This is a genomic window from Bacillus sp. AF23, from assembly GCF_020861455.1.
Taxonomy (GTDB): Bacteria; Bacillota; Bacilli; order Bacillales; family Bacillaceae; genus Bacillus; species Bacillus halotolerans.
Map to the genome: position 1 here is coordinate 337371 of NZ_JAJHVY010000017.1, position 26229 is coordinate 363599.

The window sequence follows — 26229 nt, forward strand, 5'->3', positions numbered from 1 at the left end:
TCTCCCTTTTTATTATAAGGAAATGGAGGTACACTTTAAAACGTTGATTTTATTTACGAAAGGGGTTAGACACTATGAAACAAGCTGTCTTCAAATCAACTGCTTTGAAAAAACCCGCTGACAAATCGTTCTCATTATTTTCGCTTACTTGGCCGATCTTTATTGAGGTCTCATTATATATGTTTATGGGTAATGCTGATACACTGATGCTGAGCCAATACTCAGATAACAGTGTGGCAGCAGTCGGCGTCAGCAACCAGATTTTGAATTTAATTATCGTGATGTTCAGCTTTATCGCAACAGGAACAACTGTTGTCATCTCACAATTTTTAGGATCCCGGAAAAAGAAAGAAGCTATGGAAGTCGCTTATGTGTCAATCGCAGCCAACTTCTTCATCAGCCTTGCCATCAGCGCTCTCATCTTTTTTGCGGCAGTTCCCCTGCTTCATATGATGGGATTATCAAATGAGCTGATGCCTGACGCTAAAGTCTTTTTACAAGTTGTCGGAGGTCTGTCCTTTATTCAGGCTTTAATCATGACATTCAGCGCGATCTTAAAAAGCTACGGTTATACAAAAGATACAATGTTTGTCACAATCGGCATGAACATTTTAAACATTGCCGGAAACTTTGTTGTTATTTTCGGTTTGTTCGGCTTTCCTGTTCTCGGCGTTGCCGGTGTGGCGATGTCTACATCTATCGCCCGCGTCATCGGATTAATCGCGATGATTGTCATTGTCAACAAACGCATTCAGCTGAAGATATCGTTGAAAAAAGTATTTCATATGCATAAAGACCATTTGCGCAAGCTGCTGAAAATCGGCATTCCTTCAGCAGGCGAACAGCTTTCTTATAACCTTTCGCAAATGATTGTCACTTATTTTATTGCCATCATGGGGGCGCAGGCTTTAACAACCAAAGTGTATACGCAAAATATTACGATGTTTATTCTGCTCTTCGGGACTGCGATCAGCCAAGGCACGCAAATTTTAATCGGCCGCTATATCGGCGGCAAACAATTTGACGCCGCATATGAGCGCTGCATGAAAAGCTTGTATTGGGCGCTCGGAATCGCTGCGGCCACATCTGTTTTGATGACAATCTTTTCAAAAGACCTGATCGGCATCTTCACACAAAGCCCTGATATTATTGCTACCGCAAGCCTTTTGATTGCGATGACCATCATCCTTGAACCGGGCCGCTCATTTAATGTGATTATTATTAACTCTCTGCGCGCCGCGGGGGATGCGAAATTCCCGGTCTACATGGCGATGATTTCCATGTGGGGCATCGGCCTTCCGCTTGCTTATCTATTCGGCATTCATCTCGGTTTCGGGCTTGCCGGCGTATGGATTTCTTTTATCGCGGATGAATGGGTCCGGGGAATCTTAATGTACAGAAGATGGCGCTCACGGATCTGGATTCAAAAAGGTATGGCGTAACACCCGGCAGAACAAGCCGGGTGTTTTTTTACAGCTCGGACAGAATCATTTTTGCTTCGCTGTCTGTTAAGGCATGCTTTTGTCCAAATACGTTGTACTGCTCCGTTCGGATTTTTTCCAGAATGGCTCGGTACAGCTGAGCTGCAGCTTTTACCGCTTTTTGAGAATACTGAGGGAAAATCGGCAGGGCATCCAGGCACTCTTCAAGATAGGCTTCCGCTTCAAATGCGATATACTCCCACGTCATCGTGAACGCTTTATTTACGGTGCCTTTTTGGAGATCAGCCTCTGTATAGCCGAATTGCTGCATTACCTGGCGGGGAATGCGGTTTTTTTGCTGATCTGTGCCAAGATGGCTTAAGAAGCGAACCAGCTGTATGGCCAAGCCGAGAGAGACGGCTGCTTGTTTGAGCTGATCTTGTTTTCGGCGTGTCAGTATCGGCAGCAGCATCAATCCGGCAGCACCGCCCGTCTGATATGCGTACATGAGCAGTTCATCAAGGGCATCATACGGCTTGGCGTCTTCTTTTTGTGCGGCAATAAACTCCCGAAAAGGTTCGCTGTCCAATGTAAAGGTCTGATACGCATGATCAAAAGCCTTCCATAGATGGTGATTACCGTTATTTGTCCTTTGGTAAACATGATCAGCCTCAGCTTCGAATGCGGGCAATACCTTTTCGGCTCCACTGGCCGCCGTGTGGCAAAACGACAATACTGCCCAAGCGGCTTCTCTTTGCTTTAGCGGGAGATATGATAATGCTTTGAAACAGGCTGGCGCGTATTCGCCAACAATCTGTCCGCATTGCTGGTAAGCTTCTTTTATCTCTTTCATTTTTCTCACTCCTATGTATCACTGCTTCTTCAAGTCTAGTATGTTTTTTCTTAATTGTATATGAAGAAAATGCCGATTCTTTCTTTGTAAAAGTAACAAGACGCAGCATGCTGCTAAACCTCGTATACCTAGTCTGAACAGCATCATCGACGAGATATGCTTTTTTATTTTGAATGCCATACAACAGATAGAATGTAAACATTTCTCAATCATTACTTCAATAATAGAGGAATCACGGAAAAAAGGGCTAATTGTTATTTGATACATGATAGTATTGGAGTGAGTTCAGTGATAAATTTTTTTGAATATAACTGGCAGGTTAGAGATCAATGGTTTACTTGGTGTCATCAACTAACCATTGAAGAATTACTTAAAAACCGTCTTGGCGGGGTAGAGAATATTTTATATACCCTTTTTCATATTATTGATGTGGAATATAGTTGGGTTCGTGCTATCCAAGGAAAAGAAGATATCGTTGTTCAGTTCGCTGATTATCATACACTCAATAAAGTAAAATCTCTCTCAAATACATTCCGAACTGAAATAATTGATGTTTTAGAAACACATTCAGATCAAATAAAAGATGAACTTGTAAGCGTTCCTTGGGAGAAAGGTGTTTTATATACGCGAGATGAAATATTACATCATATAATCGCTCATGAAATTCACCATATTGGTCAACTTTCTGTATGGGCTAGGGAATTAAAGTTAAGCCCGGTATCAGCTAATTTTATCGGCAGAACATTAAAACCTATTCATTCTTATTGAAGGAACGCGGGAACTTTGGCGCAGCAACAATTCGATAGTGCTGTTGTACAAAAAAGGATAGATAGAGCATATATTTTCTCTGCTCATCTATCCTTCTTATTTTAATCTATACATCTCTGGCTTTTAATCACATTTGCATTGAACCTACCCCTCATCAATATCAATGCGGTACGCTTCAAACCATGTATGGATTTGGGCAAGGTGGGCGATCAGCTGAGGCCCTTTCATGAGCTGTCCGAACCACGGCACCTTGAAGGAGGAGCCTTCCGTCTCTAAAAGCTGATCCAATTGGTTTCTGTCCAGCAGGGTATGGAGCACGGAGTCCTTTTGGCTCCTGATCGCTTTCAGCCACTCGCTGACTCCTTTTGTATATTCAGGATGGTGCGTTTTCGGATACGGGCTTTTTTTACGATATAAGATTTCATCAGGCAAAATGCCTTCAAGCGCTTTTCGCAAAATGCCTTTTTCCCGGTTGTCATGCATTTTCATTTCCCATGGGATATTCCAGACATATTCAACGAGCCGATGATCTGCAAACGGCACCCGCACCTCAAGGCTCGCCCCCATGCTCATGCGATCCTTCCGGTCCAAAAGATTGGTCATAAACCAAAGCATATTTAAATAGAACAGCTGTCTCCTTGCTTTATCCTCACCTGTTTCACCGTCTAGTAACGGCGTTTCGGCCAAGGTTTCTTCGTATTTCGCATGTACGTATTCTTTCAAATTCAATTTTTTCTGCCACGTATCGGAGAGCAGCTTCACCCGCTCTTCAGTTGATCTCATCCACGGAAAACCGGACTCAACGTCTGCTGTATGGAACCACGGATATCCGCCGAAAATCTCATCCGCGCATTCTCCTGACAGGCTGACGACAAAGTCCTTTTTGATTTCACGGCAAAACCATAATAGGGACGAGTCGACGTCAGCCATTCCCGGAAGGTCTTTGACCAGAACGGCTTCCTCCAAATGATCGACGAGATCTTTTTGGCTGATGACGCATTTATGATGCGTCGTGCCAAAGGCCTCTGTCATTTTTTCAATCCACGGCCCGTCGTCATTTGGCTGAAAGGCGCTCGCTTGAAAAAATTTGTCGTTTTCTTCGTAATCAATCGAATAAGTATGAAGCGGGGCTTTTCCTTCCTTTTCAAAATGGCCTGCGGCAATGGCGGTAATCGCACTCGAATCAAGTCCGCCGGATAGGAACGTACAAACCGGAACATCCGACACTAGCTGCCGCGTCACCGCATCCTGAAACAACGATCTCACATTGGCCACACTGTCTTCAAAGCTGTCCGTATGTTTCTCGCTTTTGACATTCCAATAACGCCATATGTTCAGTCCGTCTTTAGAAAACGTCAGCGCATGGGCCGGACGGACTTCATTAATGCCTTTAAACACGCCTGTCCCCGGGGTTCTGGACGGTCCGAGCCCGAAAATTTCCGAGAGACCCGTTCTGTCCACCCGCGCCTTCACCCCGGGGTGTGCGAGGATGGCTTTGAGTTCTGATCCGAAGAGAAAAGAAGAGCCTTGCTCCGTATAAAAAAACGGCTTCACGCCAAGACGGTCTCTCGCCGCAAACAGCAGATCACGCTTTTCATCCCACACGGCAAAGGCGAAAATGCCGTTCAAGCGATCCACACAATCCTCCTGCCATTCAATGTAGCTGTGCAGCAACACCTCGGTATCAGATGTCCGCTCGAACTGATGGCCCCGCGCCCGCAGCTCTTTGCGCAGATCTTCCGTGTTATACAGCTCACCATTGTAAATAATTGTGTACGTATCCCCTTTATAGGTGCATGCCATCGGCTGGCGTCCGCCTTCAATATCAACAACCGCAAGCCTTTTATGTCCGAATAAAACATGGTGCTCTCCCCAAACGTTAGAATCATCAGGCCCCCGTTTGGAAAAAGTGTCTGTCATTCTGTTCATCGTTTGTTTTTCTTGGACGAGCTGCTTTTTAAAGTCGACCCAACCCGTAATTCCACACATGTGATATCAGCTCCAATCCCGTTTCTTTCGGTATCAAATTCGTTTCTTTCAGCACCTTAGTAAGTTTATGCATCTATAGACAGATAGTTGATTTGTCCACAAAAGAGTTGTATGGGACAGGCTTGTATTGGAAAGAAAAGAGAGGAACGAAGAAAAAAGGAGAGCACTTCATTTATGAAACGAAAACAATTTCTATATAAAGATGAACAGAAATGGGAATACGGCACCATTCTGGTCGAAGACGGCATATGCTTAATCGAAAACCAGGAAGGTGAAGTGCTGCTGGCGGAAAGTCTTCAAAACAGACCGATCTGGATTCAGCGCGAAGGGAAGTGGGAGCAGGCCGATTTCCAGGACAAAATGGTTCTGACATGTTACGGAGAAGACATCTCCCTTTCCGGCGGAGAATGCATACGCTATGAAAAATCGGTAAAACGTCCGCTTATGACGCTTCTGGATTCGCTGGATGATGAAACCTTTCTCGCTTTTTTGCAGCATTTGCACAGCTTTGGTTTATCGGTATTCGATTGCGTGTTTTCTTATAATAAAGAGGTCTTTTCAAATATCTCAGAGGAACAGGGTGTTTCCTTTTATCACTTTTCAAATGATACCGCCCAATGCGCGCTGCAGCACCATTACAGCAGAGGAGCGGCTGGCGACCGGTTCGAATGGACGGCTTCCGATGGAAAGCGTTCCATTATGTATTCAGCGGTCCAGCGGGGACGCAAATAAAAAAGCGGTGCTTCAGCACCGCTTTTTCTTTATTTTTCTACAACAACCTTTACAGCCTTGCTTTCTTTTTTATCCGTATCAGCTGCCGTGACGTACAGCACAGTCCCGGCTTTTTGTTTTTTGATTTTTACCGTAAAGGCACCTTTTGCGTCAGCTTTACCAGAAGCGATCACTTTTTTCGATTTGTTTTTCACTTTGATCACCGCTTTGCTGCTGGCCGTGCCTTTTACTGCTGTGTCTTTCGTTTTGACAGCCTTTACTTTCGGTGTGCCGGATGGTTTTCCTTTCACGACAACCACTTGTAAGGATGTTTTTGCATCGCCTTTAGAGGCTTTCACATGCAGGACTTTATCTTGTTTCTGAGTCGGGATGCTGACTTTAAATGTACCGTCTTTTCCCGCTTTGGCACTGCCGAGTTTTTTCTTGCCGCTCATCACCTCGATCAGCGTGCCTTCTTTCGCTTTTCCTCTGACGGCTGTTTGCGTGCTTTCCAGCTTATTGATCTTCACCTGTAAGTCAACGGCACTGACAGCCTGCATCACATTCAGCCGGCCGTATCCGGAATGCCAGTCAACTCCTGGAATGCGGGGAATTTCGATTGGATCGCCATTATCGTCATACAATTCCTCTTCTTCACCGTCGGCGCTTTCAAAGGAAATATCGTCCGCTGTCTTTTTCAGGATATCCTCTGCTTCTGTTCTTTTAAGCTTCGGATTTTGCGCAAACAGCAGCCCTGCCGCAGCTGCCGCATAAGGCGTCGCCATAGACGTTCCGCTCATGTACGTCACATTTCCGTTCGGCACCAAGCTCGGGATATCAGAACCCGGCGCACTGATGTCGAGACCTTTCCCGTAGTTAGAGAAGTCTGCTGTCATATCCATGCGGTTCGTCGCTCCGACTGACATGGCATATTTAGAGGAAGCTGGGTAAGATAAGGAATTGGCTCCGTCATTTCCGCTGGCTGCCGCAATCAGGACGTTTTTGTCAGCCGCGTATTTCAAAGCAAATTCAAGCACGCGGCTGTAGCCTCCGCCTAAGCTTAAGTTAATGACCTTTGCTCCTTTGTCAGCTGCGTATTTGATGCCGAGGGCAATTTGTTCAGTATCTCCGGAGCCTGTTGAATCAAGCACCTTAACCGGTATAATTTTCGCTTTGGCGTTCAGGCCAGTCATGGAATAGCCGTTATCGCTTTGGGCGGCGATAATGCCGGCGACATGCGTTCCATGCCCTTGATCATCCATTGCATTGTTATTCCGTCCCACAAAATTGCGTCCCAGATCGGTTCTTACTTTCCCTTTTAAATCAGCAAGCGTACTGTCTACACCTGTGTCCACAACCGCAATCAATGTATCGTTCAGCTTGCGCTTGGACAGCAATGTGCTGGCAGGCTCATATTTGACATCTGCATTTTTGATGCCGCCGTTTTCACCATTGTTTCTAAGCGGCCACTGGTAAGAGTACTGAACGTCGTTAGACAGGCTTTTGTATTCCTGAACCGGTTCAGCAAATTCTACGTTAGACATTTTGGATAATGTCGCGGCAGCGCTTTTCACACGTTTTGCGCTTGCCGTGTATGTCCCGCTTTGCTTTTGATCCTTCGGCAGTTCAAAAGAGTAGAGGTTGTCAAACAGTTTCTTTGCCTTATTCACATTGGAAATGTCTTTTTTCGATTGCGCGCTGGCAGAAAAGCCCTTCATTTCGTTATGTACTGATGAGAGGCTTTTATTGTCTTTTACCTTAAAAATCACCTTTGTTGTCTGAACTTCGCTTTTTGCCGACAGGCTGTTTTCAGATAAAACCGCTCCTGCCGTCTTGCCTTCAAGCTTTGTGATGTTTAATCGCTCCGCCTGTTTCTTTATATCCCCTTTCAAGAAAGACGGAACGGATTGTAAAGCCGTTTCGTATAACCGATTGATTGCTTTTTGATCCTTTTCGGTTACCTTATATGCAGACGCTGCGCCATTTTCTGACACATCGTCAAACATTGGTTTTAACGTCACAAGATCTTGATAGACTTCATTTCTCTCTGTTTTATTGAGTGCGAGTTTTGCAGCAATAAATGGAGCCGCTTTGTAGTAAAGGCTTGTCAGTTCTTTGCCCTCTGCTGTTTGGCTGAGCTGCTCATCACGAATCGCTCTCAGCTTTGCCAGAATGCCTTTTCCCGATTTTTTCTGATCGACACTCATTTCCACCGGGCAGGCTTCTTCCTCTTCCAGATCTGAGGGCTGTTTTTTGGTGCCTGTATATCCAATCGTATATTTGGCTTCGGCAGCTGTTTCTGCGCTTCCTCCGTCTTCCGTTTCCTCTTCCCCAAGGTTCTCAACCTTTACATAGTAAGGGCCGCTCCATGCATAAGGAAAAACAATTTCGCTCTTTCCATCCTCTGCTGTGTAGGAACGGTACATGTCAAACGTCTCATCTTTAAGCGCTTTTTCCTTGCTTGGGTAGACAGATACATTCAGTACAGCATCACTCTTAACAGTCAGTGCCATATGCGAGTCTTTCTGAATATCTGCCTTTCCAGGATTCACTTGATACCATTTCGCCTGCTCCGGTTCCTTCATGGTTCCCGTTTGTTCTTTGCCTTTTTCCAGCACACCGGCTGCATCAATGGTTCCGGCAGCAGCTGCTTTGGTGCCTGGAGAAAAAAGGCTGAAGATCAGTGCGAAAATAAGCACTGCCGCCAAAAAAGAGCTGAATTTTCTTCGTTTCATGTTATCCCTCCTGTAAAATAATGAATCTTTTTGAAGAGTATCATAATTTCATAGGCCGAGATACCGCTTACAGGGAATTTTAAGGTTATTTTAAATGATTTGGAATATCAGGGAGGAACCATATAAAAAAACCCGATTCTCTTTAGAACCGGGTTCAAGCTTTTTCTATTAAAATAATCGGAATCCAATCGGCAGATGAAGACCGAGCAGCACTGTCAGCACAAGGACAATGATAAAGCCGATCCACAGTCCGCCAGTTGATTTTTCTTTTTTCTTGCGGATCAATAGCATTTCCATCAGGCCGATGGTGATAATGCCAAGCAGCATTTTTCCAGCGTATTCCCCGTTCCAGTTGGCGAAACGGACAAACAGCTCAGCACCTGTCAAAATAATAATGATATAAAATAACCGCAGAATCATATGAGTGATTTTGGCGCCCTTCGCACTTCCTGATGAATACAGCGAGTAGCTGACGAAAAGCAGGATCAGCGCTACCACCCATGATGTAATATGCATGTGTGTCATACATGTTCCCCCTATCAGATAACATTACCCCACTTATAGTACCACGAACTTGTCCCTTGCTACAAAGATGATTCACAGAAAAAGCGGGCGGTTCCTGTGCCGCCCTCCTTATGATCAGCCGATTTGATTTGACAGCGTTCCGATGGGTTCAATCGTGATGTCGATTTGATCGCCTCGCCGCAGAAATTTCGGCGGTGTAAAGCCTTTTCCTACACCAGACGGCGTGCCGGTCGCAATAATGTCCCCCGCTTCAAGCGTCATCCCCATTGAAAGGGTTTCGATTAATTCCGCGACAGAGAAAATCATATCGCTTGCCGAGCCGGATTGGCGCAGCTCGCCGTTGACCCTCGTTTCAACCTTAAGGCGCTCCGGATCAGGAATTAACGATTTATGTACAAGCACAGGTCCCATCGGACATGTCGTATCCAGACTTTTTCCGATAAAAAACTGCTTATGTCTTTTTTGCAGATCCCGCGCCGTGATATCATTCACAATTGTATATCCGAAAATATGGTCATAAGCTTCTTCTTTTGAAATGCGGGTGCCGCTTTTTCCGATGACGACAGCAAGCTCTCCTTCGTAATCGAGCTGAGAGGTGACCTCCTCATGGCTGTTTACCGCATCACCGTGGCCAGTGACTGTTACAGGCGATTTTGTAAATACCATCGGATGCTCCGGAATGTCAGCCTCGCTGCCCATTTCAATTGCGTGATCCCTATAGTTTTTGCCGATGCACATGATATTTTTTGACGGCTTAGGAATAGGCGCATGGAGCTTCACGTCAGATAATGAGTAAATAAATGAGCCAAGCTCATCATTTGGTTTCTTCGCCCACTCGGCCAGCTGCCTTGCATGCGCAACAAATTTATCCCCTTCTGCGATACACTCAATCAGCGAACCCGGAATCGTCTCAAGTTCAAACAGTTTTTTTTCAGCCCTTTGCAAGTCCATAATTTTATCATCTTCAATGATCAGGCCGACAAACATTCGGTTGTAAAGTTCCCCTGTCGCAAATTTCATGTTATTCCTCCATCATCTTTTAAATCAGAGTTCTACTTCAGTTATTCTCTGTCGAATGCTGAAATTCCTTTTTATCAAATGCGTGTTTTCATTCCCGTTTCGGGACTAGCTCGCTGTACATATCATACAAATGGCTTCTGAGGAGGAGGAAAGAATATGGAAAGCATACATTTATTTTTTCGTCGGCAGCAGCTTAACAGAACGGGGACTGCCAAGGGACTGATGATGACAGACAGAATCGTTTCTCCCATTCTTCTCACACAGCGTGACAGCCTGCAAAAGGCGTCCTATGAAATAAACTGGGATCAGTCTCCGCTCGGTGAAAAAAAGTTTTATCTGAATGCGGAACAAGATGATCCTTCACTGATGCGGCGCAGGCTTGCTTATTGTTTTTTTCATCAAATCGGTATCGCTTCCCAGGATGCTTCTTACATCTTTCTGATCATTAATGGCCAAAGGGAAGGCATTTATTTGAAAATTGATGGGCTCGATGAGAATCGCCGGCTTCCGAAAGGAGCCATTTTTGAAGTGAAGGATACCGATCCGAGGGTTCCGCTGTCTGTTTTCAAACACGACGCTTCCATTGAAAACAGACAGCGCACCGCATACTTACGTGAATTTCTCACGCTGATCTGTACAGCGGAGGATGAAGAATTTGCCGAACGAATTAAAATGTATCTTGATGTAAAGCTGTTTTTCCTGTGGCTGATCGGCAGCGCCTGCACCCGCCAAGCCTTTTATTACGGCCTTTGTTTGAACGAGACCGGCCGCTTTCACATCGCTCCAATGGAAACAAAAGCGCTTGCCGCATACGGATTTACAGAAGAAGACCCTCTATTGACAAACGGCCGTACACTTGCGTCAAGACTTCTCTCCATCCCAGCTTTCCGGGCGCAATATCACGCGCTAATGAAAAACGTGCTGAGCCGGGAGTTTACGATCGACCGTCTGTCTCCGTTTATCAGAGACTGGCATTTTGACATTTGTCAAAGAGCAGGCGATGATCCTCACATAAAAAAAAGCCCCTTACAATTAGAGAAGGAGCAAGCAAATATCCTGCGCGAAATCGAAGAGCGGCAGGACTTTTTACAAGTACACCTGACGAGACTATAGTCCTTTCTCAGCCAGAGCAAGTCAAAAAGACCGCAGCAAAAATTGTCGCTTTTTTAGTCAAATTGACGAAAGGCAACCTTTTCAGCCAAAATAGGTTATACTATCTATATCCAGTATGCATCAAAATAAAATCTAGAATTGGAGATTGTTTCATGAATACAAAAATTGAAGAAATGAGAGTTATCCTAATTGAAACAGCACAAAAATACGGTATGAATTCGAAAGAAACGATTCAATGCAGCCAAGAGCTGGACAGTCTGCTCAATATTCGAATTAAAGAAGAAATCACCTCTTGGGGGCAAAACGCCCGTGTGTGATCATATGATATGTATTTAAAGGCTTGCCGCCTCACCCGCCGCTATTGCTCATCAACATCCTGAGACATGCTTCAGGTCGAGAATTTTCCGCCCCGAAAACAACACCTTGAACAATACAGCAGACTCTTTCAGGATCAGCATGAAACATCACACTTCAGCAGCACGAATTACTCCGAAAGACATTTCTTGTACCTCTTTTGCACATACACCAACGCAACACAATATACAATCACGCAGGCGGACAGCGGCAGCATCGCCGCATTTCCGCTTGGCCGTATACAATACCCAGATTCTCACATATTTAAACCTTCATCTGGAAAAAATAAACGGATTTTTTTATACATCTCTCCGGCATGTCCCCATTTAATTTTCTCTCACACAAATGTGCGTTTGTCATAAGCTATCGTGAATAGCCCAGCAGAAACAAATCTTGTCCTTACTTGACCTGCCTTTTTTCAATTTTACAACAAAGGATGTGCTCGTATGCCGGCAATTGTCGGAGCGTTTAAAATTAATGCGGTCGGTACGAGCGGAGTCGTTCATATCGGAGACTGCATTACCATTTCTCCTCAAGCCGAGGTCAGAACGTTTGCCGGGGCAGGCAGCTTTAATACCGGTGACAGTCTGAAGGTGATGAATTATAAAAACGCAACGAATGTGTACGACAATGATGTGGTTGATCAGCCGATCGCAGGCAATGCGTAAAGGAGCGGTGCTTCATGAATTTTTATATCAATCAAACCATCCAAATTAACTATCTCCGGCTGGAATCAATCAGCAACTCCTCCATACTGCAAATCGGGAGCGCCGGATCTATTAAGTCTCTTTCAAACTTGTATAATACGGGCAGCTATGTGGAACCCGCACCTGAGGTTTCCGCTTTGGGGGGACAGGGTGAATCGGAAGGGCCCGATACAGGATCATTGGTCCCGCTCCAGCCCCCTGGCCGTTAATAATAAGATGAGAGGTGAAAGAACATGTATGATCAATCCATTTCCTCTTACTTGCAAAATTTGAATTCCTTCGTTCAGCAGCAGGCGCTGCATATTCAGCAGCTCGAACGCCAGCTGAAAGAGATGCAAACTGAAATGAATACGATGAAACAGCGGCCGGCCACAACCATTGAGCGTGTGGAATATAAATTTGATCAGCTGAAAATCGAACGGCTCGACGGCACGCTGAATATCGGTTTAAATCCGACAGACCCGAACAGCGTTCAAAACTTTGAAGTGAGCCAGACTACACCGGAAATCGGAATGATGCAGCAGGAAGAGAGCGCCCAGCTCATGCAGCAAATCCGGCAGAACGTCGACATGTATTTAACCGAGGAAATCCCGGCTGTTTTGGAGCAGCTAGAAAACCAATATGACAGCAGGCTTGACGACACAAACCGGCATCATGTAATTGAGGACATCAGAAAACAAATAGACAGCCGGATTCACTATTATATGTCCCATATCAAAAAAGAAGAAAACACGCCGCCCAAACAATATGCGGAACATATCGCTGAGCATGTGAAGCGTGACGCGATCCGTGCTGTGGAACATTTTCTCGAACATATCCCCTCCGAAATGAAAGGAGATGAGCAAGCATGATCTTTACCGTCGTCAACCGCAGCCTGGAAGTCGGAGATATCCGAATGAACGGTGTATCCAGTTCCTCTGTTTTCCAAATTGGAGACGCAGAATCCATCTATTTATCGTCTATTTTCGATACGCCGCCTGAATCTCTTATTATCGGTCCGTTTGCTCCGCTGCCGTCGAATCATGCTTAAGCGTATATCACGCATCAGACAGATTAAATTTAACTCACTCGGAATATCAAGCGTATTTCAAGCAGGCGATACAAACGAAATTGATATGAAAATAAAAGTGCTCGCTGTTCAGCGCTCGCTTTCAACGTTTTATGAAAATGAGGGCTCATTTAACAGAAAGGAGTACCCTATTTTTGATCAGCACGCTGTGAAGCTTCTTCCGGAAACGGGCGTGCAAACCGCTTTTTGCCATGAGGTGCCTGTCATTCATGTCCGCAACATCAAAATTCAAGGGGTCTCATCCTCTTCCGTTTTTCATGCAGGCTCAGCTTCGGTCGTACGCGGCGACGCGCGGATTAAACATATCCGTCAGATTTTCCCTCCAAACTCACAATCGTCCGGCACGGGCATATAATAAACAGAGACTTCTATAAAGGGTGTCGTCTATGCCAGCAATTGTCGGGCCTATAGCTATCAATTCCATATCGGGCGGAGTCGTGAACTTTGGTGATTCCTTTTACCTTTCTCCGAAAAGCTCTTCAAAATCTGCGCTCGGTTCGGGAGCAGGAAACACGGGAGATTTCCTTCTTTTAAACAATGCAGTCAACGCGACAAATTATATAGACCCCGATGTCAGCGATCAGGATATGGTTGGAAACGGATAAAAAGCAGCCGCTCTGCAAAGAGAGGGCTGCTTTTTATTTTTTCTTTTTCCGTTCATTGGACTTCTTTGTTTTAATCAGCTTTTCAGGCGGCTGTTTTCTGATCCATTTAACAAACCTGGCAAGCTGCGGATCGTTTCTGAGCGCTTCTATTCCGGACAGTCGAACTGCCAGCTCCTGATTTGTATACAAGGCATGGATCTGTTTATGGCAAGGGATGCAAAGCATCGCAGTCGGCTGGAACGTTCCGCCTTCTTCCTTCGGTGTGAGATGGTGCTCTGTCAGCTGGACATCGCTTCGGCCGCACAGCTCACATATCCCGACAGTCTGTTTTGCCACATCCGCGCCCCCCTTACATCATCTCAAGTGTTACCCTTGTGCCGCGTCCGCTAGGTTCAGCCGGATGTACGATCAGCTTTTTCGGAAGCCGCGCCCGCAGTTCCTGCACATGGCTGATCACGCCGACAGACAGATTGTCTGACTGCAGTTTTTCCAAGGCGGTGACAACCGTATCAAGCAGATCTTGGTCAAGCGTTCCAAACCCTTCATCCAAGAAAAAGAACTGCAGCGGGTATTCACCGCGAAGCTGAATCTGCGCAGACAGCGCGAGAGCAAGAGAAAGCGAGGTAAGGAAGGTCTCCCCTCCTGACAAGCTTGATACCGGACGCTTAACGCCTCCATTGGCATCATCCCGCATCACAAATCCGCCTTCTGAATCCACTTCAATGGCATAACGCTGCCTTGTCAGCACGCCGAGCCGTGCTGACGCATCCCGTGCAACACTTTCAAGCTGTTCCTCAGCTAAAAATTCAACGAACGTATTGCCTTTAAACACTGCTTGAAGCTTGTCCAGCCTGTCGATATGGGTCTGCCATTTTTTCAGCTCAGCTTCAATTTCATTGAAACGTTTGTGATGGTCGCGGATCACAGCCAGTGCTTTGGCCGCCGCTCCTTTTTCTTCCATAGCAGTCCCAAATGCCTCCTCGGCTTCTTTTAAGGACGTGACGGTTTCGTTCCATTCACTTTCGGATAAGGATCTGCCGGCGAGCTTATCAGACACACGTTTTAAGTTTGCGGCATTTTGCTTACATTTATCCAGAAACTGGTCAATGCTGCCTTTGATCTTTTCAAGTTCATCGGCTGGGATGAGACTGCGCTCCACCTCGTCAGCCCGGACAAAGCGGGTGCTTTTCGCATGTTCAAGCCAATCCGCTTCCGCTTTTTTCAACCTTTTTTCCGCTTCCTTAAGCGTATGCTCGCTTGCTGAAGCGCGGCTTTTTGCCTGATTGAGCATCATTTGGGCGCTTTGCAGCTCTTCATATAGAGATTGTTCTTTTTCCTTTAAACATTTCAGATCCTGCTGAACTGAGCGGAGCTTCGTTTGGATGGAATCCTCTTTTACATAGTCTCCGAGTTCCTGCTTATAATCAGCTACGACGCCCTTCGTACGTTCTGCGGCATAGTGAAGCTCCAGTTTTTCCCTTTCAAGCTGATGGCTCGATTCCCGCAGCCGCTCCTTTTGTGACTCATGCTCAGAAAGAAAAGCGATACTGCGTTCAATTCGTTTCTCGCACTCTTCCGCGGCCCGATCCTTTTCTTCAATGGCTTGCTGCCATTTTTCCGCTTCATCCAGGGATTGGCCTTCAAATGCTTCATGAAACATCTTCTGCTGGCTGTCCATCGAGGACTGAAGCTCTGCGATCATGCTGCCAATACGGTCAGCCTCTCTTTTTTCAAAACTCATTCTCTCGTTAAGCTGTTCAGCTTTTTTTAATGATTCCTGATATGTGCCGATCATTTGGGTCATTCGTGTTTTGACTGACAGGATGTCCTGTTTGATTTGCTTCCATTCTATTTTTGCGGCATGAAATGCTTCCTGCACCGGCTGATTCTCGTAGGAAGCAGCTGCCTCAAGAGTCGGCGCTTGAATCGATTTCAAAAACGGACACTGCTCGAGAAAGCGGGCGGACTGCTCTTCAAGTGTGATTTTGGCAGAAAGAATCTCCTGACTGAGCGCCGCCGCTTCTGACAGCAAATCTTCTGTCTGTTTGATTTCTGCTTCAACGTTGCGATCCGGCTCATATGTCCCATGTGCTGAGGCAGACGGATCATGATCGGTTGAACCGCAGACCGGGCAAGGTTTTCCGGCAATCAATTTTTCCGATAACTCCTTGGTAAGTGCCGCCATTCTTGCTTTCTCACGCTGAGTATGGAGTGTGTTTTGTCGCTGTTTTGCCTGATCAGCAGTACGCGTAAGGGACCGTTCCGTCTCGCAGACCATATGATATACAGCTTGAACAGCCTCATATGCCTGTATGATTTTATTTTCTTCCGCTTCAGCCTTTTGAACGAATGTGTTCTTTTCCTCATTCATCTTCTGTAATACAAGGTTCAATGCGTCAATGCGTTTTTTCTCTTTTCCCAGCTGCTCCTCAGTCTGTCTGATCCGCAAAGCCATTTCAGCGGCCTGCTGGCAGCTTTTCCGCTCATCAGTGGTTACCTGCAAGGTTTTGAGCTGCTGTTTTAATTCCGTCTGTCTGTTTTGTCCCCTTGAAAGACGGTCGGTTACGGCTTCTAAATCCTTCATGACAGATTGAAGATTTTCGGCCTTCTGCTGAAGTTCAGCCTGTTTGCGCTCTGCCTCCTGCTGGGCCTCTCTCAATTTGATTTCGATCTCCTGCAAGCGGAAGAGCTGTTCCTGCTCAGCTAAAAGCTCTGGCTCTTTCTCGCTTTTATGGCGGCGCCACGCCTCATATTCTTCATTCTTTTGCTGAAAGAAAGCGGTGCGTTCTGTTAAATCCTTTTGGGCAAGCACTTCCTCCCTTGCGGCCTTCTCCTCATTCTGTACCGCTTCCAGGTACCGGTCCGCATACGGCTTTAAAGCGGCCGCTGTTTCCGCTTCCGCCAGGCGTTTTTGCATGCTGCCGACATGCGGTTCTTCCTCTTCAAGCCGCTTTTTCTCTGCTTCATAAACGATTTTTTCCTTCTGGACATTCCAGATCTCTTGATGCTCCGCAAACCGTTCTTTTATTTGATCACGATTTTTCCGCACTGATTCCAGTTTGGCTTCCGCTTGTTCAAGCGCTTGTTCAGCTTGTTCAACCGCTTCTGAACTCGCCTCTCCGAGACCCGATTGCTCTGCAAGCATTTCGTTTTTTCTCGCATTGGCTTCCTGCGCCTGCCGTCTCAGCTTTTTCACAAGGCGGTCTCCATACTGTTCCAAATTGAATAAACGCTGAAGCATATGCCTGCGTTCCGCCCCTTTTAAGGAAAGAAATTCAGCAAACTTCCCTTGCGGCAGCACAACCGCTCTCGTAAAGTCGTCGATGGTCAGACCCAAGAGCTCCTCGACTCTTTTGTTTACTTCATTGGCCTTATCAGCAAGCACGGTTTGCTCATCCTTGATCTCGATGAAACGGCAAAGCGCTGTTTTCACCTTCATTTCATCCGTTCTCTTAAACACGCGCTCGACTTTGTAAGAGGTTTGATGATTGGACTGAAGCGCAAAGGTAAAGGAGACAGTCAGCGAATCTTCCGCATGGTTTAAGATCCCGTGCGTATTGTTCGCCGCCCGCTCTACCTTTCCGTATAAAGCAAGGGTCATCGCATCAAGGATCGAGGATTTACCGCTTCCTGTCGGCCCGAAAATACCGAAGACACCTGCACCGGAAAGGCTGTCAAAATCTATCGTCTGCTCCTCCCTAAAGCTGTGGAGCCCTTTTATCGTTAAGGCGATCGGCTTCATCTTGCTTCCTCCTCATCTTCTGCGCCTGATGCAAGCTCTAAAAACAGCTTCACCATTTCATCATCCGGCACTGCGCCGCCTGTCTGTTTTTCATAAAATTTCTTAAAACGGTCTTCGATGGACACATGTTTAACCTCGATCCGTTCGCGTTCACTGTTTTGTTCTTCAAAGACCGGCCTGATATGGATAAAGCCCGGATGTGCTTTTCGCAGTCGGTGAATGTCTTCAAGTGACAGCTGGTCCGTTACACGGATTTCAAGATCAATCCAGGCATTCTGATCCCTGCCTTCATCGAGCCAGCTGTATACCTCGCTTAAACCATTTGCCGCTTTCCATTTTACGAGAGACTTGCCGCTTGATAATAAAACCTCATGCCAAGAGGCCTCTTCGCCCGGCTTTGCGTCTACAATGGTCACCGATTTGGCGTAGCCTGCCTCAGAAAAGCTGTAGGCCAGCGGAGATCCAGAATACCGCGCAAGCGTTCGCGCCCGTTTAATCGTTTGCGGCCGATGCAAATGGCCAAGCGCCACGTAAGCGGCGTCCGCCGGCAGGCTTTCAGCGGCCACCGTATAAGCGCCGCCGACTTCAATCGGCCGCTCCGAGTCCGTTTGGTTGCCGCCCGCAACATAAATATGGCTGGCCGCAATCTTTATGGCGTCTTTTCGAAAGCGGCTTGTGATCTGTTCAAATGCCTGCCTGATTTTCACATCATAGTGATCACGGAGAAGTTTCTCATCAAATGTATCGGAAAGAACTTCATTTAACCGTGCCTCAGACGGATATGCCAGCGCTCCGACAGCCAAAAGCTCATCTGCTGAAGGCACTTCTATATGAAGCGGTTCAGTTGTCGGATAGCCGATTAAATAAATGCCGTTCTCATGTGTCAGCGGTGAAGCAGCGGACAATCTGTCAGGATTATCATGGTTTCCGGCAATGACAACGATCGGGCGCTTTCCTCTGTCACTGAGAGCGGACAGGCTTTCATAAAATAACTGCTCGGCTAAAGCCGGCGGGTTCACGGTATCAAACGCGTCTCCCGCCATCACAATAGCATCGATCTGCTCTTCCTTTACGATTGTATTCAGTTCGTCCAATACATCCGCCTGTTCACTCAGCCTGCTTCTTCCTTCAAGCGTTTTTCCTAGATGCCAGTCAGCCGTATGTAAAATCCGCAAATGTGTTCACCTCTCTTTTGTATAGAAAACGAGATCCGCTCCGTCTGAATTCCCGGAGCTTATGGATCTCGTTATAAAGTCAGAATGTGCCCTCCATCAAAGAAATAAAGCGCACACCCTTTTACCTTCGTTTGAGCAATTTGTTCAACGGCCCTTGTGTACAGCTGAATTTGCGTTTCATATCTCTTTTTCAGGATCGGGGCTGCTCCTTCAAAGCCGTGCTGGAATTTACCCTCAATCCGGTCTGTTTTATAGTCCAGCAAATATAAGCCATCCTCTGTTTCGTAGAGACAATCGATGATCCCCTGCACCAATAGCGGCTCATCCGCCTCTTTCGCATCAGGATAAATCTCTTTTGCCGGAAGCGCCAAACTGAATGGAACTTCGCGGTTCTTCCATTTAGCGCCGATCAGTTTTTCCCCAATTTCCGTATGGAAAAATTGAACGATTTCCTCAATATTGATAGCGGATTGCTGTTCTTCGGTGAGCAGCTCTTTTTCATAAAGATGCTGCACTGTCCGCTCCGCTTCTTCTATCGTCGGCACATGTGTCAGCGGAATATGCTGCATGACCGTATGCATAGCTGTTCCTTTTTCTGCTGCTGTCAGGCCTTTTTTCATCATGAAAGCCGGGCGTCTGTACAGAATGCTTCCATCAGCCGGTTTAACGGGCGCCCGCCCGCTGTATTCGTCTTCGTACTCTCTTCTTCTCTTAATCTCAGAAACGGACTGCTTCGTGCGAATTTGTGTCACCTCGTGATGCGAATACTTCCAGGCCAGCCGCTCGCGAGCTTTTTCCTCAAATGCAAACGGGCCGGGAACCGGTTCACCACGGCGGATCGCTTCAAGACGTTCGCTTTTTTCTTCCAGTCTCTCTTCCAGCTCATCATCAAGCAGATCATATGAATGGATCATTTGAATAGCAAAGCGGGCCGGATGGCCTGATATATCAGAAACCGCTGCCGCGCCGCCCTCAGCCAAAGACTCCAAGTCTCTGTGTCTGACAAGAGCAGGTCCGATGAAATCCAAATACGTTTTCGCCTGATAGCGGTCAAATTCCGGCAGAAGCCAGTCAGCTTGGGACGCGGATGCCTGCCATTTTGCCAGCTGTTTCTGATGATCCTTGCATGAGCCTACAAGAAACAGCTTTTCCTTTGCCCTCGTTAAAGCCACATAGAGGACACGCAATTCCTCAGACAGCAGTTCCCTGCGCATTTTTTTCTTCATCGCGATGAGCGGAAGCGTCGGATAGCTGATGCGCCATTCAGGATGGATAAATTTCGTGCCAAACCCAAGCTCCTTGTCCAGCAGGTAGGATTTGTTGAGATCCATCATGTTGAAATTCCGGCCGAGTCCCGCTGTGAAAACGACTGGGAATTCGAGCCCTTTGCTGCTGTGAATCGTCATTAAACGGACAACATCCTCCTGTTCGCTTAACGCTCTCGCCGTTCCCAGATCATCGCCGCGTTCCTGCATGCGTTCGATAAACCTCAAGAAGCGAAACAGGCCGCGAAATGCCGTCGATTCATATTGGCGCGCCCGGTCATAAAGGACACGCAAGTTAGCCTGGCGCTGTTTTCCGCCCGGCATCCCGCCGACATAATCCATATATTTTGTGTCGCGGTACACTTCCCAGATCAGCTCGGACACCGAATGGTTTTTCGAAAAAGCGCGCCACTTTTGCAAATGTCCGTAAAACGTTTGCAGCTTTTGATAGAGCTCATCGTTTCGGTCGCCGGCTGACAGATAGTCTTTCATTGCTTCATAGTACGGCGCCTTTTTGTTTTCAAGCCGGATCAAAGACAGCTCGTTCTCGTCAGCACCGACAATCGGTGAACGCAGAACGGAAGCAAGCGGAATATCCTGATACGGGTTATCAATCACCTTCAGGACAGAAAGCACCACAGACACTTCCACCGCATCAAAGTAGCCTGATGTTAAATTGGCGTAAACCGGTATGCCCTGAGCTCTCAGTTCCTCCATGATTTGCGGCGCCCACGGCATGGATCGCAGCAAAATCACGATATCGCGGTATTGAATATTGCGGTGTGTTTTCGTTTTCCCGTCATATACCTTAAATGGCGATGAGATCAGCTTGCGTATTTCCTTGGCGATCGCTTTTGCTTCGAACTGCACCGTTTCCAGCTCTTCCGCTTCCTCGCCTGCGTCCGCCTCCTCTGACTTGTCAATCAACAGCAGCTCTGTTTCCGTTTCGCTGTTTTCCGGATACGCCGCTCCGAGTTTCAGCTCAGCCTGTTCATCATAATCGACCTCGCCGATTTTGCCGCCCATCAGCTGTTTGAACAAAAAGTTTGTGCTGTCTAAAATATCAGCCCTGCTTCGAAAGTTTTTGTTCAAATCGATTTTCCGGCCCGTACCTTCTCCGCTCTCTGTAAACCGTTTGTACTTGGAGAGAAAAAGAAGCGGCTCCGCAAGCCTGAATCGATAAATCGACTGTTTGACATCTCCTACCATAAACAGATTGCCTGTCTCTTCCGGCCCGCTTGTGACGAGCTGAAGAATGGATTCCTGCACCAGGTTGGTATCCTGGTATTCATCGACAAGCACCTCATGAAACTGCTCTTGATAAAATCTTGCCGCCTCACTCGGCTCACGTTCGCCTTTTTCGTTCGCAGCGGTCAAGATGGACAGGCAATAATGCTCCAAATCAGAAAAATCGATGAGCGATTTCTCCTGCTTTGCGGCTTCAAACCGTTTCCCGTAGCTGATAACAAGCTGGACGAGTGTTTCAATGACAGGCTCCATGTCAGCCAAACTTTTTACATGCTGCTCCGGGCTTCTGGTGAAGTAATCGGTTTTGAGTTTTTCAAGCAGTTTTTTGGCGCCATTTCGTAAGTCTGTCGCTTCATCAAGCAAGACGGGATCAAACTCGTCCCCTTTCACCGCTTTTGCACGCTTAAAGGAGACAGCGGGCACGCGCTGATAAAGTTCATTGAAGTCATCCTGATGCTGAATCAGGTCATCAATCTGCGCGAGATCATCGAGAAAATTTTCAGCGCGCGGCGCCGGTCCGCCCGGCGCTTTTGTCAGCTCAAGGGCACGCTGGAGCTTTTCCTTTGCTCCGTCCAGCACCATCGCAATATCTTCTTTGACATACGGATAAAACGGCAGTTCCTCGATCGCGCTCTTTTCTGTTACATCATACAAATGAACAAAACTTTTCAGCCATGTCTCCGGATCAGGGTGGGAACGGGAATACTCATACACCTGTTTCACGAGATATTGCAGATCTAAGTCATGCCGGTCAGTCGTGTAACGGTCGACAAGCTCAAAGAACGCCTTATCACCCTTTGCATATTCATCCTCAAACAGCTCATCAAGCACCTCGTCCCCGAGAAGCTCGCCTTCTGTCTGATCAGCAATCCGAAAGCCCGGATCAAGATCAATCAGATAGTAATATTTTTTCAGCACCTGCAGGCAAAACGAATGAAGCGTTGAAATGCTGGCCCGGTTTAACAGCGACAGCTGGCGTCGGATATGCAGCGATCCTGGGCGTTTCACCAGCTCTTTTTCCAGTGCATCCGCGATCCGGTGTTTCATCTCTGCTGCTGAGGCGTTTGTAAAGGTGACAACGAGAAGCCGGTCTACATCAACCGGATTTTCTTCCGCCGTGATTTTCCGGATCATTCTTTCGACAAGAACAGCGGTTTTACCGGAGCCTGCCGCCGCTGCCACAAGGATATCCTGGCCGGTTGAGACGATGGCATTCCACTGGTCATCTGTCCATGTGCTGTCTGCCGGTTTAGGAATGTTCATTGCCATCAGCCTCCTTCTTTATCCAATCAAGTACCGTCTTGTCCTTTTCGGCCTTTAACAGACGATACCCGTTTTCTTCTAATGATTCATCAAATTGGCATACTGATTTGAACGCACAGTATGTGCAAGGCGTCTTGTTCTTCATTTTATACGGCTCAATGGATACGCGCCCGTCAGTGATTTGCTCGCCTGCTTCTTGGAAGGTGCGGCGCACATGCTTCGTCAACAGCTCAAATTCTTTTTCACCGACTGCCGCTGAATCCGATCTGAGTGAGCCGTCTTTCTTCAGGCCCGCATTGATGATATTTGATCTTCCTTCTTGAAGGGTTGTATCCATGAGGCGAATCGCTTCCTGATCACCGAGGAGGAGGCCCTTCATCTTAAATTTCTTAAAAATTTCCTGTTCAATTTCATCAAGTCCGAGCGGAAGATTCGATTGTATCATCGGGTCATGAATATGGAAATACAGCACTCCGGCCGGCGTGGCTTTCATTCCTAGCCAGTCTAACGAATGTGTAATCGATAGATCCAGATACGTCAGCATTTGCAGCGCAAGTCCGTAATACACTTCCGCCAAGTCAAGGCCTTTATCGCTGGATTTATAGTCGACAATTCGGAGGAGCAGGCCTTTAGAGCTTTCCGCTTTATCCACGCGGTCAATCCGCCCGACGAGCTCCATCGTACAGCCGTTTTTCAGCTTAAAGGTAAGCGGCGGGAGCGGGCCTTTTCCGCCAAAGCCCAATTCAAGGCCGATCGGCACGAATCCGCTCGCTTTCGCATGCTCGCTTAAAATGCCGGACACGCGTGTCACAATTTTTTGCAGTTTTTCCTTCACGTAATAATGTCTGTTTGAACTGAGCAGAATTTCTTTTTGCAGTTTCGGCGCCAGCCGCTCGACCGCATCATAAGAAAACAGCTCGCACTGCTCCTTCGTTAGGTCGCGCCAATCTATTTTGTGCTCGCGCAGCCGGTCTGAAATCAGTTTTAAACTCGAATGAAAGAGCTGCCCGATATCCGGTGCTTCAAGCTTAAAAAATTGACGTTCCTTCAGCTGCAGCCCGTGGGACGCAAAATGGGAGAACGGACAAGCGTTAAAGGTTTCCATCCTCGACACGCTCCCTTGAATGCGTTCACCATAGAGCTGTCTCGATACAGAGCGTTCAAGCTGCTTGACTTCATTTCGGAAAAACAGGCTAGAGAAAAGCTTTTTCGACTCCAGCCTGTCAGGTTCATTCATCAGCGCATTGTACGCGCTCCACCAGACATCACTGATCTCATATTCCCTCGTCCATAATCTGAGCTGGCTAGCGGTGTATGATTGTGCCACGCTTTTATTGACAAGGTACATAAGCTGTTCCTCATCGCTGACCTGCTCCGGTTCATTTGTCAATAGACGCTCACGATGCTGCGGAAACAGTTCTTCCAGCCGCTTGATTACAATCGACGGCAAAAGCGTTTTCCCTTCCGCATCAGCAATCGGATACATCACATAAAGGCGGTCAGAAGGGCTTGAAAGCGCCATATAGATGAGGAAATGCTCATCAAGCAGACGCTCCCGCCCGCCGGAGGAAAGCTCAATACCTATCGTCTTCAGCCACTCACGATCATCATCCGACAGCACCCCGTTTTCGTCAGGGCGAGCCGGCAGGACGCCGTCGTTTGCCCCGATCACAAAGGTGCATGAGGTGCCGTATATTCTGGACAAATCCATATTGCCGACAAACACCTGATCAAGCGCCGGAGGGATGAGAGAGAATGTCAGCGACTCTGCACCGGTCTCCATCATTTGCTGAAACAAATCGAGAGAAATGTCATCTTCGCCCATCATTTCTACAAACTCCTCAAGCAGCTGAATGACTGCATCCCACGCCTGCTGGTGCTGCTGTGCTTCAATGATTCTGCCGTCTTCCTCAGCCCGCTGTCTTTCCTGATCCAGCTTCAGCGGCACATCCGTCTCTTCTAAATAACGGTAAAGCGCCTCCGCCTTCTCTTGAACCGTTTTTGCTTTTTTCATTCGTTTCTGCAGCTGGAACAGCGGCGGAACAATCCAATCGCGCGTGTCATTCAGCATGTTTTCCATTTCGATTTCTTGATCGGTCTGCGCAAATTCATCATCTAACGACACAAAACGTCTGTAATGGAAACGATCGCCCTTTGTCCAGCGATCGCCTTTGATCCCGTAAGCGATACAGTAATTCTCCAGCTGATCAACCTGCTCTCTTACCTTGGCCTTCGGCTGGTTAAGCGGGAATAACAGTTCGGTTTTCACGCAGCGGAACACCGCTTCATAACGCCAATTTCCCTTTAATACGTCAAGGCTTGACCGGATAAATTCTACTAACGGGTGGTTCAGCATAGAAGTTTTCCCGTCAATAAAATAAGGAATCTCGTAATCTGCAAATACTTCCTTGACCATATCCTTATAGTCTTCCGGCTGACGCGCTAGAATCGCCATATCCTTGTAACGGTAGCCCTTCTCTCTGACAAGACTGTGGATTTCCCGGGCAATACCTTCCAGCTCTGCTCGTCTGTTAGCGGCCTGCATCACAGTAAAAGCCTCTTGTTTCTCAGCAAACGGAATAACCGGACGCGCTTCATACTGTGCTTCTAAATGGGCCAATTCCGGTGCGCGTTTGTGCCGCTTTGATTCATCAAGCTCTTTATAGGTGATGTCCAGATTCAGTTCCTTTGCCGCCTGGTGCAAGCGATAATACGTTTTTCCCGTCATTCTGAACAAATCAAGTTCCTGCGGCTCCCCCTCATGTGACGGCTTGTCCGCTGTGAGTGAAAACGTGATATGCTCTGCCTGAAGCATAAGCTGCTCTAACACCCTGAATTCCTGCGGTGTAAACTGATAAAAGCCGTCTACATAGACATGTGCCCCTTTCAAATCTTCCGCCTGCGGGATATGCTCTGCCAATAGTGTCAAATAATCCTCAGAATGAAGATACTGATCCTCAAGGCTTTTTTCCATCTGCTGGTACAGGATCGATAAATCATGAAGCTTTTCAGATAAAACACGTTCCCCCCGATACTCGGAAGCTGTTCCGCTATCCGCCATCCGGCGAATATCTTCCGGTTCCAGACAGTATCTCTTAAACTCAGTCAGCATCCGTTCTACCTGTGCGGTAAAACCGCTTTTATCACTTGCTTTTTGATAGACTTTAAACTCCTGTTTGTGCTCTTCAATGAGCTTCCGCAGGAGCATCTGTACGCCCGTGCTCGTAAGAAACGGCCTGCTCATTCCTCCCGTATGCTGGAGGACGCGCCAGGCCAGTCGTGAAAAGCTGAAGACTTGAGCACGAATCATGCCGCCCGTATCAGGCGTTTTAGCAAGCTCGTATTCCATTAAAAACGTCATTTGATCCGGGACTAGAAAAATGATCGGTTTCCCGAATGGAGCCCGGCGCAGTTCATCTTGAATACTGTCGATGATCAGCTTCGTTTTTCCACTCCCGGACCTGCCTACTAAAAACTCTGCTCCCAAATTAGAAGACCCCTCTCTTTTTATCTGTTTATATTTTATCGAATATTGACGAAAATGACCAATCTGATCTATTGGTAAAAACGGCCTTTTCATTTATAAGAAGCTGAATTTCTCCGCACATGTTTTCTGGCCTCACATATACTTTTACAGAAGCCCAATTCCTTAAGAATGGAGTTGAA

The 26229-nt window shown here is 47.0% G+C and carries 20 protein-coding genes and 1 pseudogene; 11 read left to right on the top strand and 10 right to left on the bottom strand.

All coding sequences use genetic code 11. The features are described 5' to 3' along the window. The first annotated feature begins 74 nt into the window (after positions 1-74). Positions 75-1442: an MATE family efflux transporter gene (locus tag LNN34_RS10700; protein WP_229043314.1), complete on the top strand. Its 1368-nt coding sequence runs from the start codon at positions 75-77 to the stop codon at positions 1440-1442. Positions 1443-1470: 28 nt separating this feature from the next. Here LNN34_RS10700 and LNN34_RS10705 read toward each other — a convergent pair. Further along, a pseudogene (locus LNN34_RS10705) lies at positions 1471-2296 on the bottom strand (phytoene/squalene synthase family protein). Positions 2297-2562: 266 nt separating this feature from the next. On the opposite strand from LNN34_RS10705, the gene LNN34_RS10710 reads away from it, so the two are divergent. Beyond that, positions 2563-3042, top strand: a complete 480-nt coding sequence (locus tag LNN34_RS10710) for a DinB family protein (protein WP_229043315.1) — start codon at positions 2563-2565, stop codon at positions 3040-3042. A gap of 144 nt (positions 3043-3186) precedes the next feature. On the opposite strand, the gene asnB is transcribed toward LNN34_RS10710, so the two are convergent. Continuing rightward, positions 3187-5031 carry an asparagine synthase (glutamine-hydrolyzing) gene (gene asnB / locus LNN34_RS10715; protein WP_229043316.1) on the bottom strand — a complete coding sequence of 615 codons (1845 nt, stop codon included), beginning with the start codon at positions 5029-5031 and terminating at the stop codon, positions 3187-3189. 174 nt (positions 5032-5205) lie between these two features. Between asnB and LNN34_RS10720 the strand changes: the two genes are divergently transcribed. Next, positions 5206-5763 carry a DUF2777 domain-containing protein gene (locus tag LNN34_RS10720; RefSeq protein ID WP_059293077.1) on the top strand — a complete coding sequence of 186 codons (558 nt, stop codon included), beginning with the start codon at positions 5206-5208 and terminating at the stop codon, positions 5761-5763. 29 nt (positions 5764-5792) lie between these two features. Here LNN34_RS10720 and LNN34_RS10725 read toward each other — a convergent pair whose 3' ends face one another. The 3 genes from LNN34_RS10725 to LNN34_RS10735 all read right to left on the bottom strand — a co-directional run bounded on the left by LNN34_RS10725 (position 5793) and on the right by LNN34_RS10735 (position 10022). Continuing rightward, positions 5793-8477 (bottom strand): peptidase S8, encoded by a 2685-nt coding sequence (locus LNN34_RS10725; protein WP_229043318.1) that lies wholly within the window; start codon positions 8475-8477, stop codon positions 5793-5795. Positions 8478-8645: 168 nt separating this feature from the next. Next, entirely contained in the window at positions 8646-9002 is a 357-nt protein-coding gene (locus LNN34_RS10730; RefSeq protein ID WP_044156468.1) for a YisL family protein, read from the bottom strand. A gap of 114 nt (positions 9003-9116) precedes the next feature. Beyond that, positions 9117-10022, bottom strand: a complete 906-nt coding sequence (locus LNN34_RS10735) for a fumarylacetoacetate hydrolase family protein (protein WP_044156469.1) — start codon at positions 10020-10022, stop codon at positions 9117-9119. A gap of 156 nt (positions 10023-10178) precedes the next feature. On the opposite strand from LNN34_RS10735, the gene LNN34_RS10740 reads away from it, so the two are divergent. The 8 genes from LNN34_RS10740 to LNN34_RS10775 all read left to right on the top strand — a co-directional run bounded on the left by LNN34_RS10740 (position 10179) and on the right by LNN34_RS10775 (position 13870). Continuing rightward, the gene (locus LNN34_RS10740) at positions 10179-11135 is read left to right on the top strand and encodes a CotH kinase family protein (protein WP_229043320.1); all 957 of its coding nucleotides are present in this window, start codon (positions 10179-10181) and stop codon (positions 11133-11135) included. Between the two features lie 152 nt (positions 11136-11287). After that, complete coding sequence (locus tag LNN34_RS10745; RefSeq protein ID WP_229043322.1) at positions 11288-11452, top strand: aspartyl-phosphate phosphatase Spo0E family protein; 165 nt, start codon at positions 11288-11290, stop codon at positions 11450-11452. A gap of 483 nt (positions 11453-11935) precedes the next feature. Continuing rightward, positions 11936-12157, top strand: a complete 222-nt coding sequence (locus LNN34_RS10750; RefSeq protein WP_010333672.1) for a spore germination protein — start codon at positions 11936-11938, stop codon at positions 12155-12157. A 14-nt stretch (positions 12158-12171) separates the two neighbouring features. Next, positions 12172-12405: a spore germination protein GerPB gene (locus LNN34_RS10755; RefSeq protein ID WP_229043324.1), complete on the top strand. Its 234-nt coding sequence runs from the start codon at positions 12172-12174 to the stop codon at positions 12403-12405. Positions 12406-12429: 24 nt separating this feature from the next. Next, on the top strand, positions 12430-13047 hold the full coding sequence (locus tag LNN34_RS10760; RefSeq protein WP_229043326.1) for a spore germination protein GerPC: 618 nt from the start codon (positions 12430-12432) through the stop codon (positions 13045-13047). Beyond that, on the top strand, positions 13044-13226 hold the full coding sequence (gerPD, locus tag LNN34_RS10765) for a spore germination protein GerPD (protein ID WP_024120844.1): 183 nt from the start codon (positions 13044-13046) through the stop codon (positions 13224-13226). The genes LNN34_RS10760 and gerPD overlap by 4 nt, the downstream gene beginning before the upstream one ends. Beyond that, entirely contained in the window at positions 13219-13620 is a 402-nt protein-coding gene (locus LNN34_RS10770; protein WP_044156475.1) for a spore germination protein GerPE, read from the top strand. Before gerPD ends, LNN34_RS10770 begins: the two co-directional genes overlap by 8 nt. Positions 13621-13651: 31 nt before the next feature. Beyond that, positions 13652-13870, top strand: coding sequence for a spore germination protein (locus LNN34_RS10775; protein ID WP_010333667.1), 219 nt, complete (start codon positions 13652-13654; stop codon positions 13868-13870). Positions 13871-13903: 33 nt separating this feature from the next. Here LNN34_RS10775 and LNN34_RS10780 read toward each other — a convergent pair whose 3' ends face one another. From LNN34_RS10780 to addB, 5 genes are all read right to left on the bottom strand, one after another. Beyond that, positions 13904-14206 (bottom strand): HNH endonuclease, encoded by a 303-nt coding sequence (locus LNN34_RS10780; RefSeq protein WP_059352698.1) that lies wholly within the window; start codon positions 14204-14206, stop codon positions 13904-13906. 13 nt (positions 14207-14219) lie between these two features. Next, complete coding sequence (sbcC, locus tag LNN34_RS10785) at positions 14220-17612, bottom strand: exonuclease subunit SbcC (RefSeq protein WP_229043328.1); 3393 nt, start codon at positions 17610-17612, stop codon at positions 14220-14222. Beyond that, entirely contained in the window at positions 17609-18787 is a 1179-nt protein-coding gene (gene sbcD / locus LNN34_RS10790; protein ID WP_229043330.1) for an exonuclease subunit SbcD, read from the bottom strand. The genes sbcC and sbcD overlap by 4 nt, the downstream gene beginning before the upstream one ends. 71 nt (positions 18788-18858) lie before the next feature. Further along, positions 18859-22563: a helicase-exonuclease AddAB subunit AddA gene (gene addA, locus LNN34_RS10795; protein WP_229043332.1), complete on the bottom strand. Its 3705-nt coding sequence runs from the start codon at positions 22561-22563 to the stop codon at positions 18859-18861. After that, the gene (gene addB, locus LNN34_RS10800) at positions 22550-26050 is read right to left on the bottom strand and encodes a helicase-exonuclease AddAB subunit AddB (protein ID WP_229043334.1); all 3501 of its coding nucleotides are present in this window, start codon (positions 26048-26050) and stop codon (positions 22550-22552) included. The genes addA and addB overlap by 14 nt, the downstream gene beginning before the upstream one ends. Positions 26051-26229: the final 179 nt, after the last annotated feature.

What these genes read in the sequence shown, in the direction of transcription:
- LNN34_RS10700 (WP_229043314.1), top strand. Translation starts at nt 75, where the DNA reads ATGAAACAAGCTGTCTTCAAATCAACTGCTTTGAAAAAACCCGCTGAC.
- asnB (WP_229043316.1), bottom strand. Translation starts at nt 5,031, where the DNA reads ATGTGTGGAATTACGGGTTGGGTCGACTTTAAAAAGCAGCTCGTCCAA.
- LNN34_RS10720 (WP_059293077.1), top strand. Translation starts at nt 5,206, where the DNA reads ATGAAACGAAAACAATTTCTATATAAAGATGAACAGAAATGGGAATAC.
- LNN34_RS10725 (WP_229043318.1), bottom strand. Translation starts at nt 8,477, where the DNA reads ATGAAACGAAGAAAATTCAGCTCTTTTTTGGCGGCAGTGCTTATTTTC.
- LNN34_RS10730 (WP_044156468.1), bottom strand. Translation starts at nt 9,002, where the DNA reads ATGACACACATGCATATTACATCATGGGTGGTAGCGCTGATCCTGCTT.
- LNN34_RS10735 (WP_044156469.1), bottom strand. Translation starts at nt 10,022, where the DNA reads ATGAAATTTGCGACAGGGGAACTTTACAACCGAATGTTTGTCGGCCTG.
- LNN34_RS10740 (WP_229043320.1), top strand. Translation starts at nt 10,179, where the DNA reads ATGGAAAGCATACATTTATTTTTTCGTCGGCAGCAGCTTAACAGAACG.
- LNN34_RS10745 (WP_229043322.1), top strand. Translation starts at nt 11,288, where the DNA reads ATGAATACAAAAATTGAAGAAATGAGAGTTATCCTAATTGAAACAGCA.
- LNN34_RS10750 (WP_010333672.1), top strand. Translation starts at nt 11,936, where the DNA reads ATGCCGGCAATTGTCGGAGCGTTTAAAATTAATGCGGTCGGTACGAGC.
- LNN34_RS10755 (WP_229043324.1), top strand. Translation starts at nt 12,172, where the DNA reads ATGAATTTTTATATCAATCAAACCATCCAAATTAACTATCTCCGGCTG.
- LNN34_RS10760 (WP_229043326.1), top strand. Translation starts at nt 12,430, where the DNA reads ATGTATGATCAATCCATTTCCTCTTACTTGCAAAATTTGAATTCCTTC.
- gerPD (WP_024120844.1), top strand. Translation starts at nt 13,044, where the DNA reads ATGATCTTTACCGTCGTCAACCGCAGCCTGGAAGTCGGAGATATCCGA.
- LNN34_RS10770 (WP_044156475.1), top strand. Translation starts at nt 13,219, where the DNA reads ATGCTTAAGCGTATATCACGCATCAGACAGATTAAATTTAACTCACTC.
- LNN34_RS10775 (WP_010333667.1), top strand. Translation starts at nt 13,652, where the DNA reads ATGCCAGCAATTGTCGGGCCTATAGCTATCAATTCCATATCGGGCGGA.
- sbcC (WP_229043328.1), bottom strand. Translation starts at nt 17,612, where the DNA reads ATGAAGCCGATCGCCTTAACGATAAAAGGGCTCCACAGCTTTAGGGAG.
- addA (WP_229043332.1), bottom strand. Translation starts at nt 22,563, where the DNA reads ATGAACATTCCTAAACCGGCAGACAGCACATGGACAGATGACCAGTGG.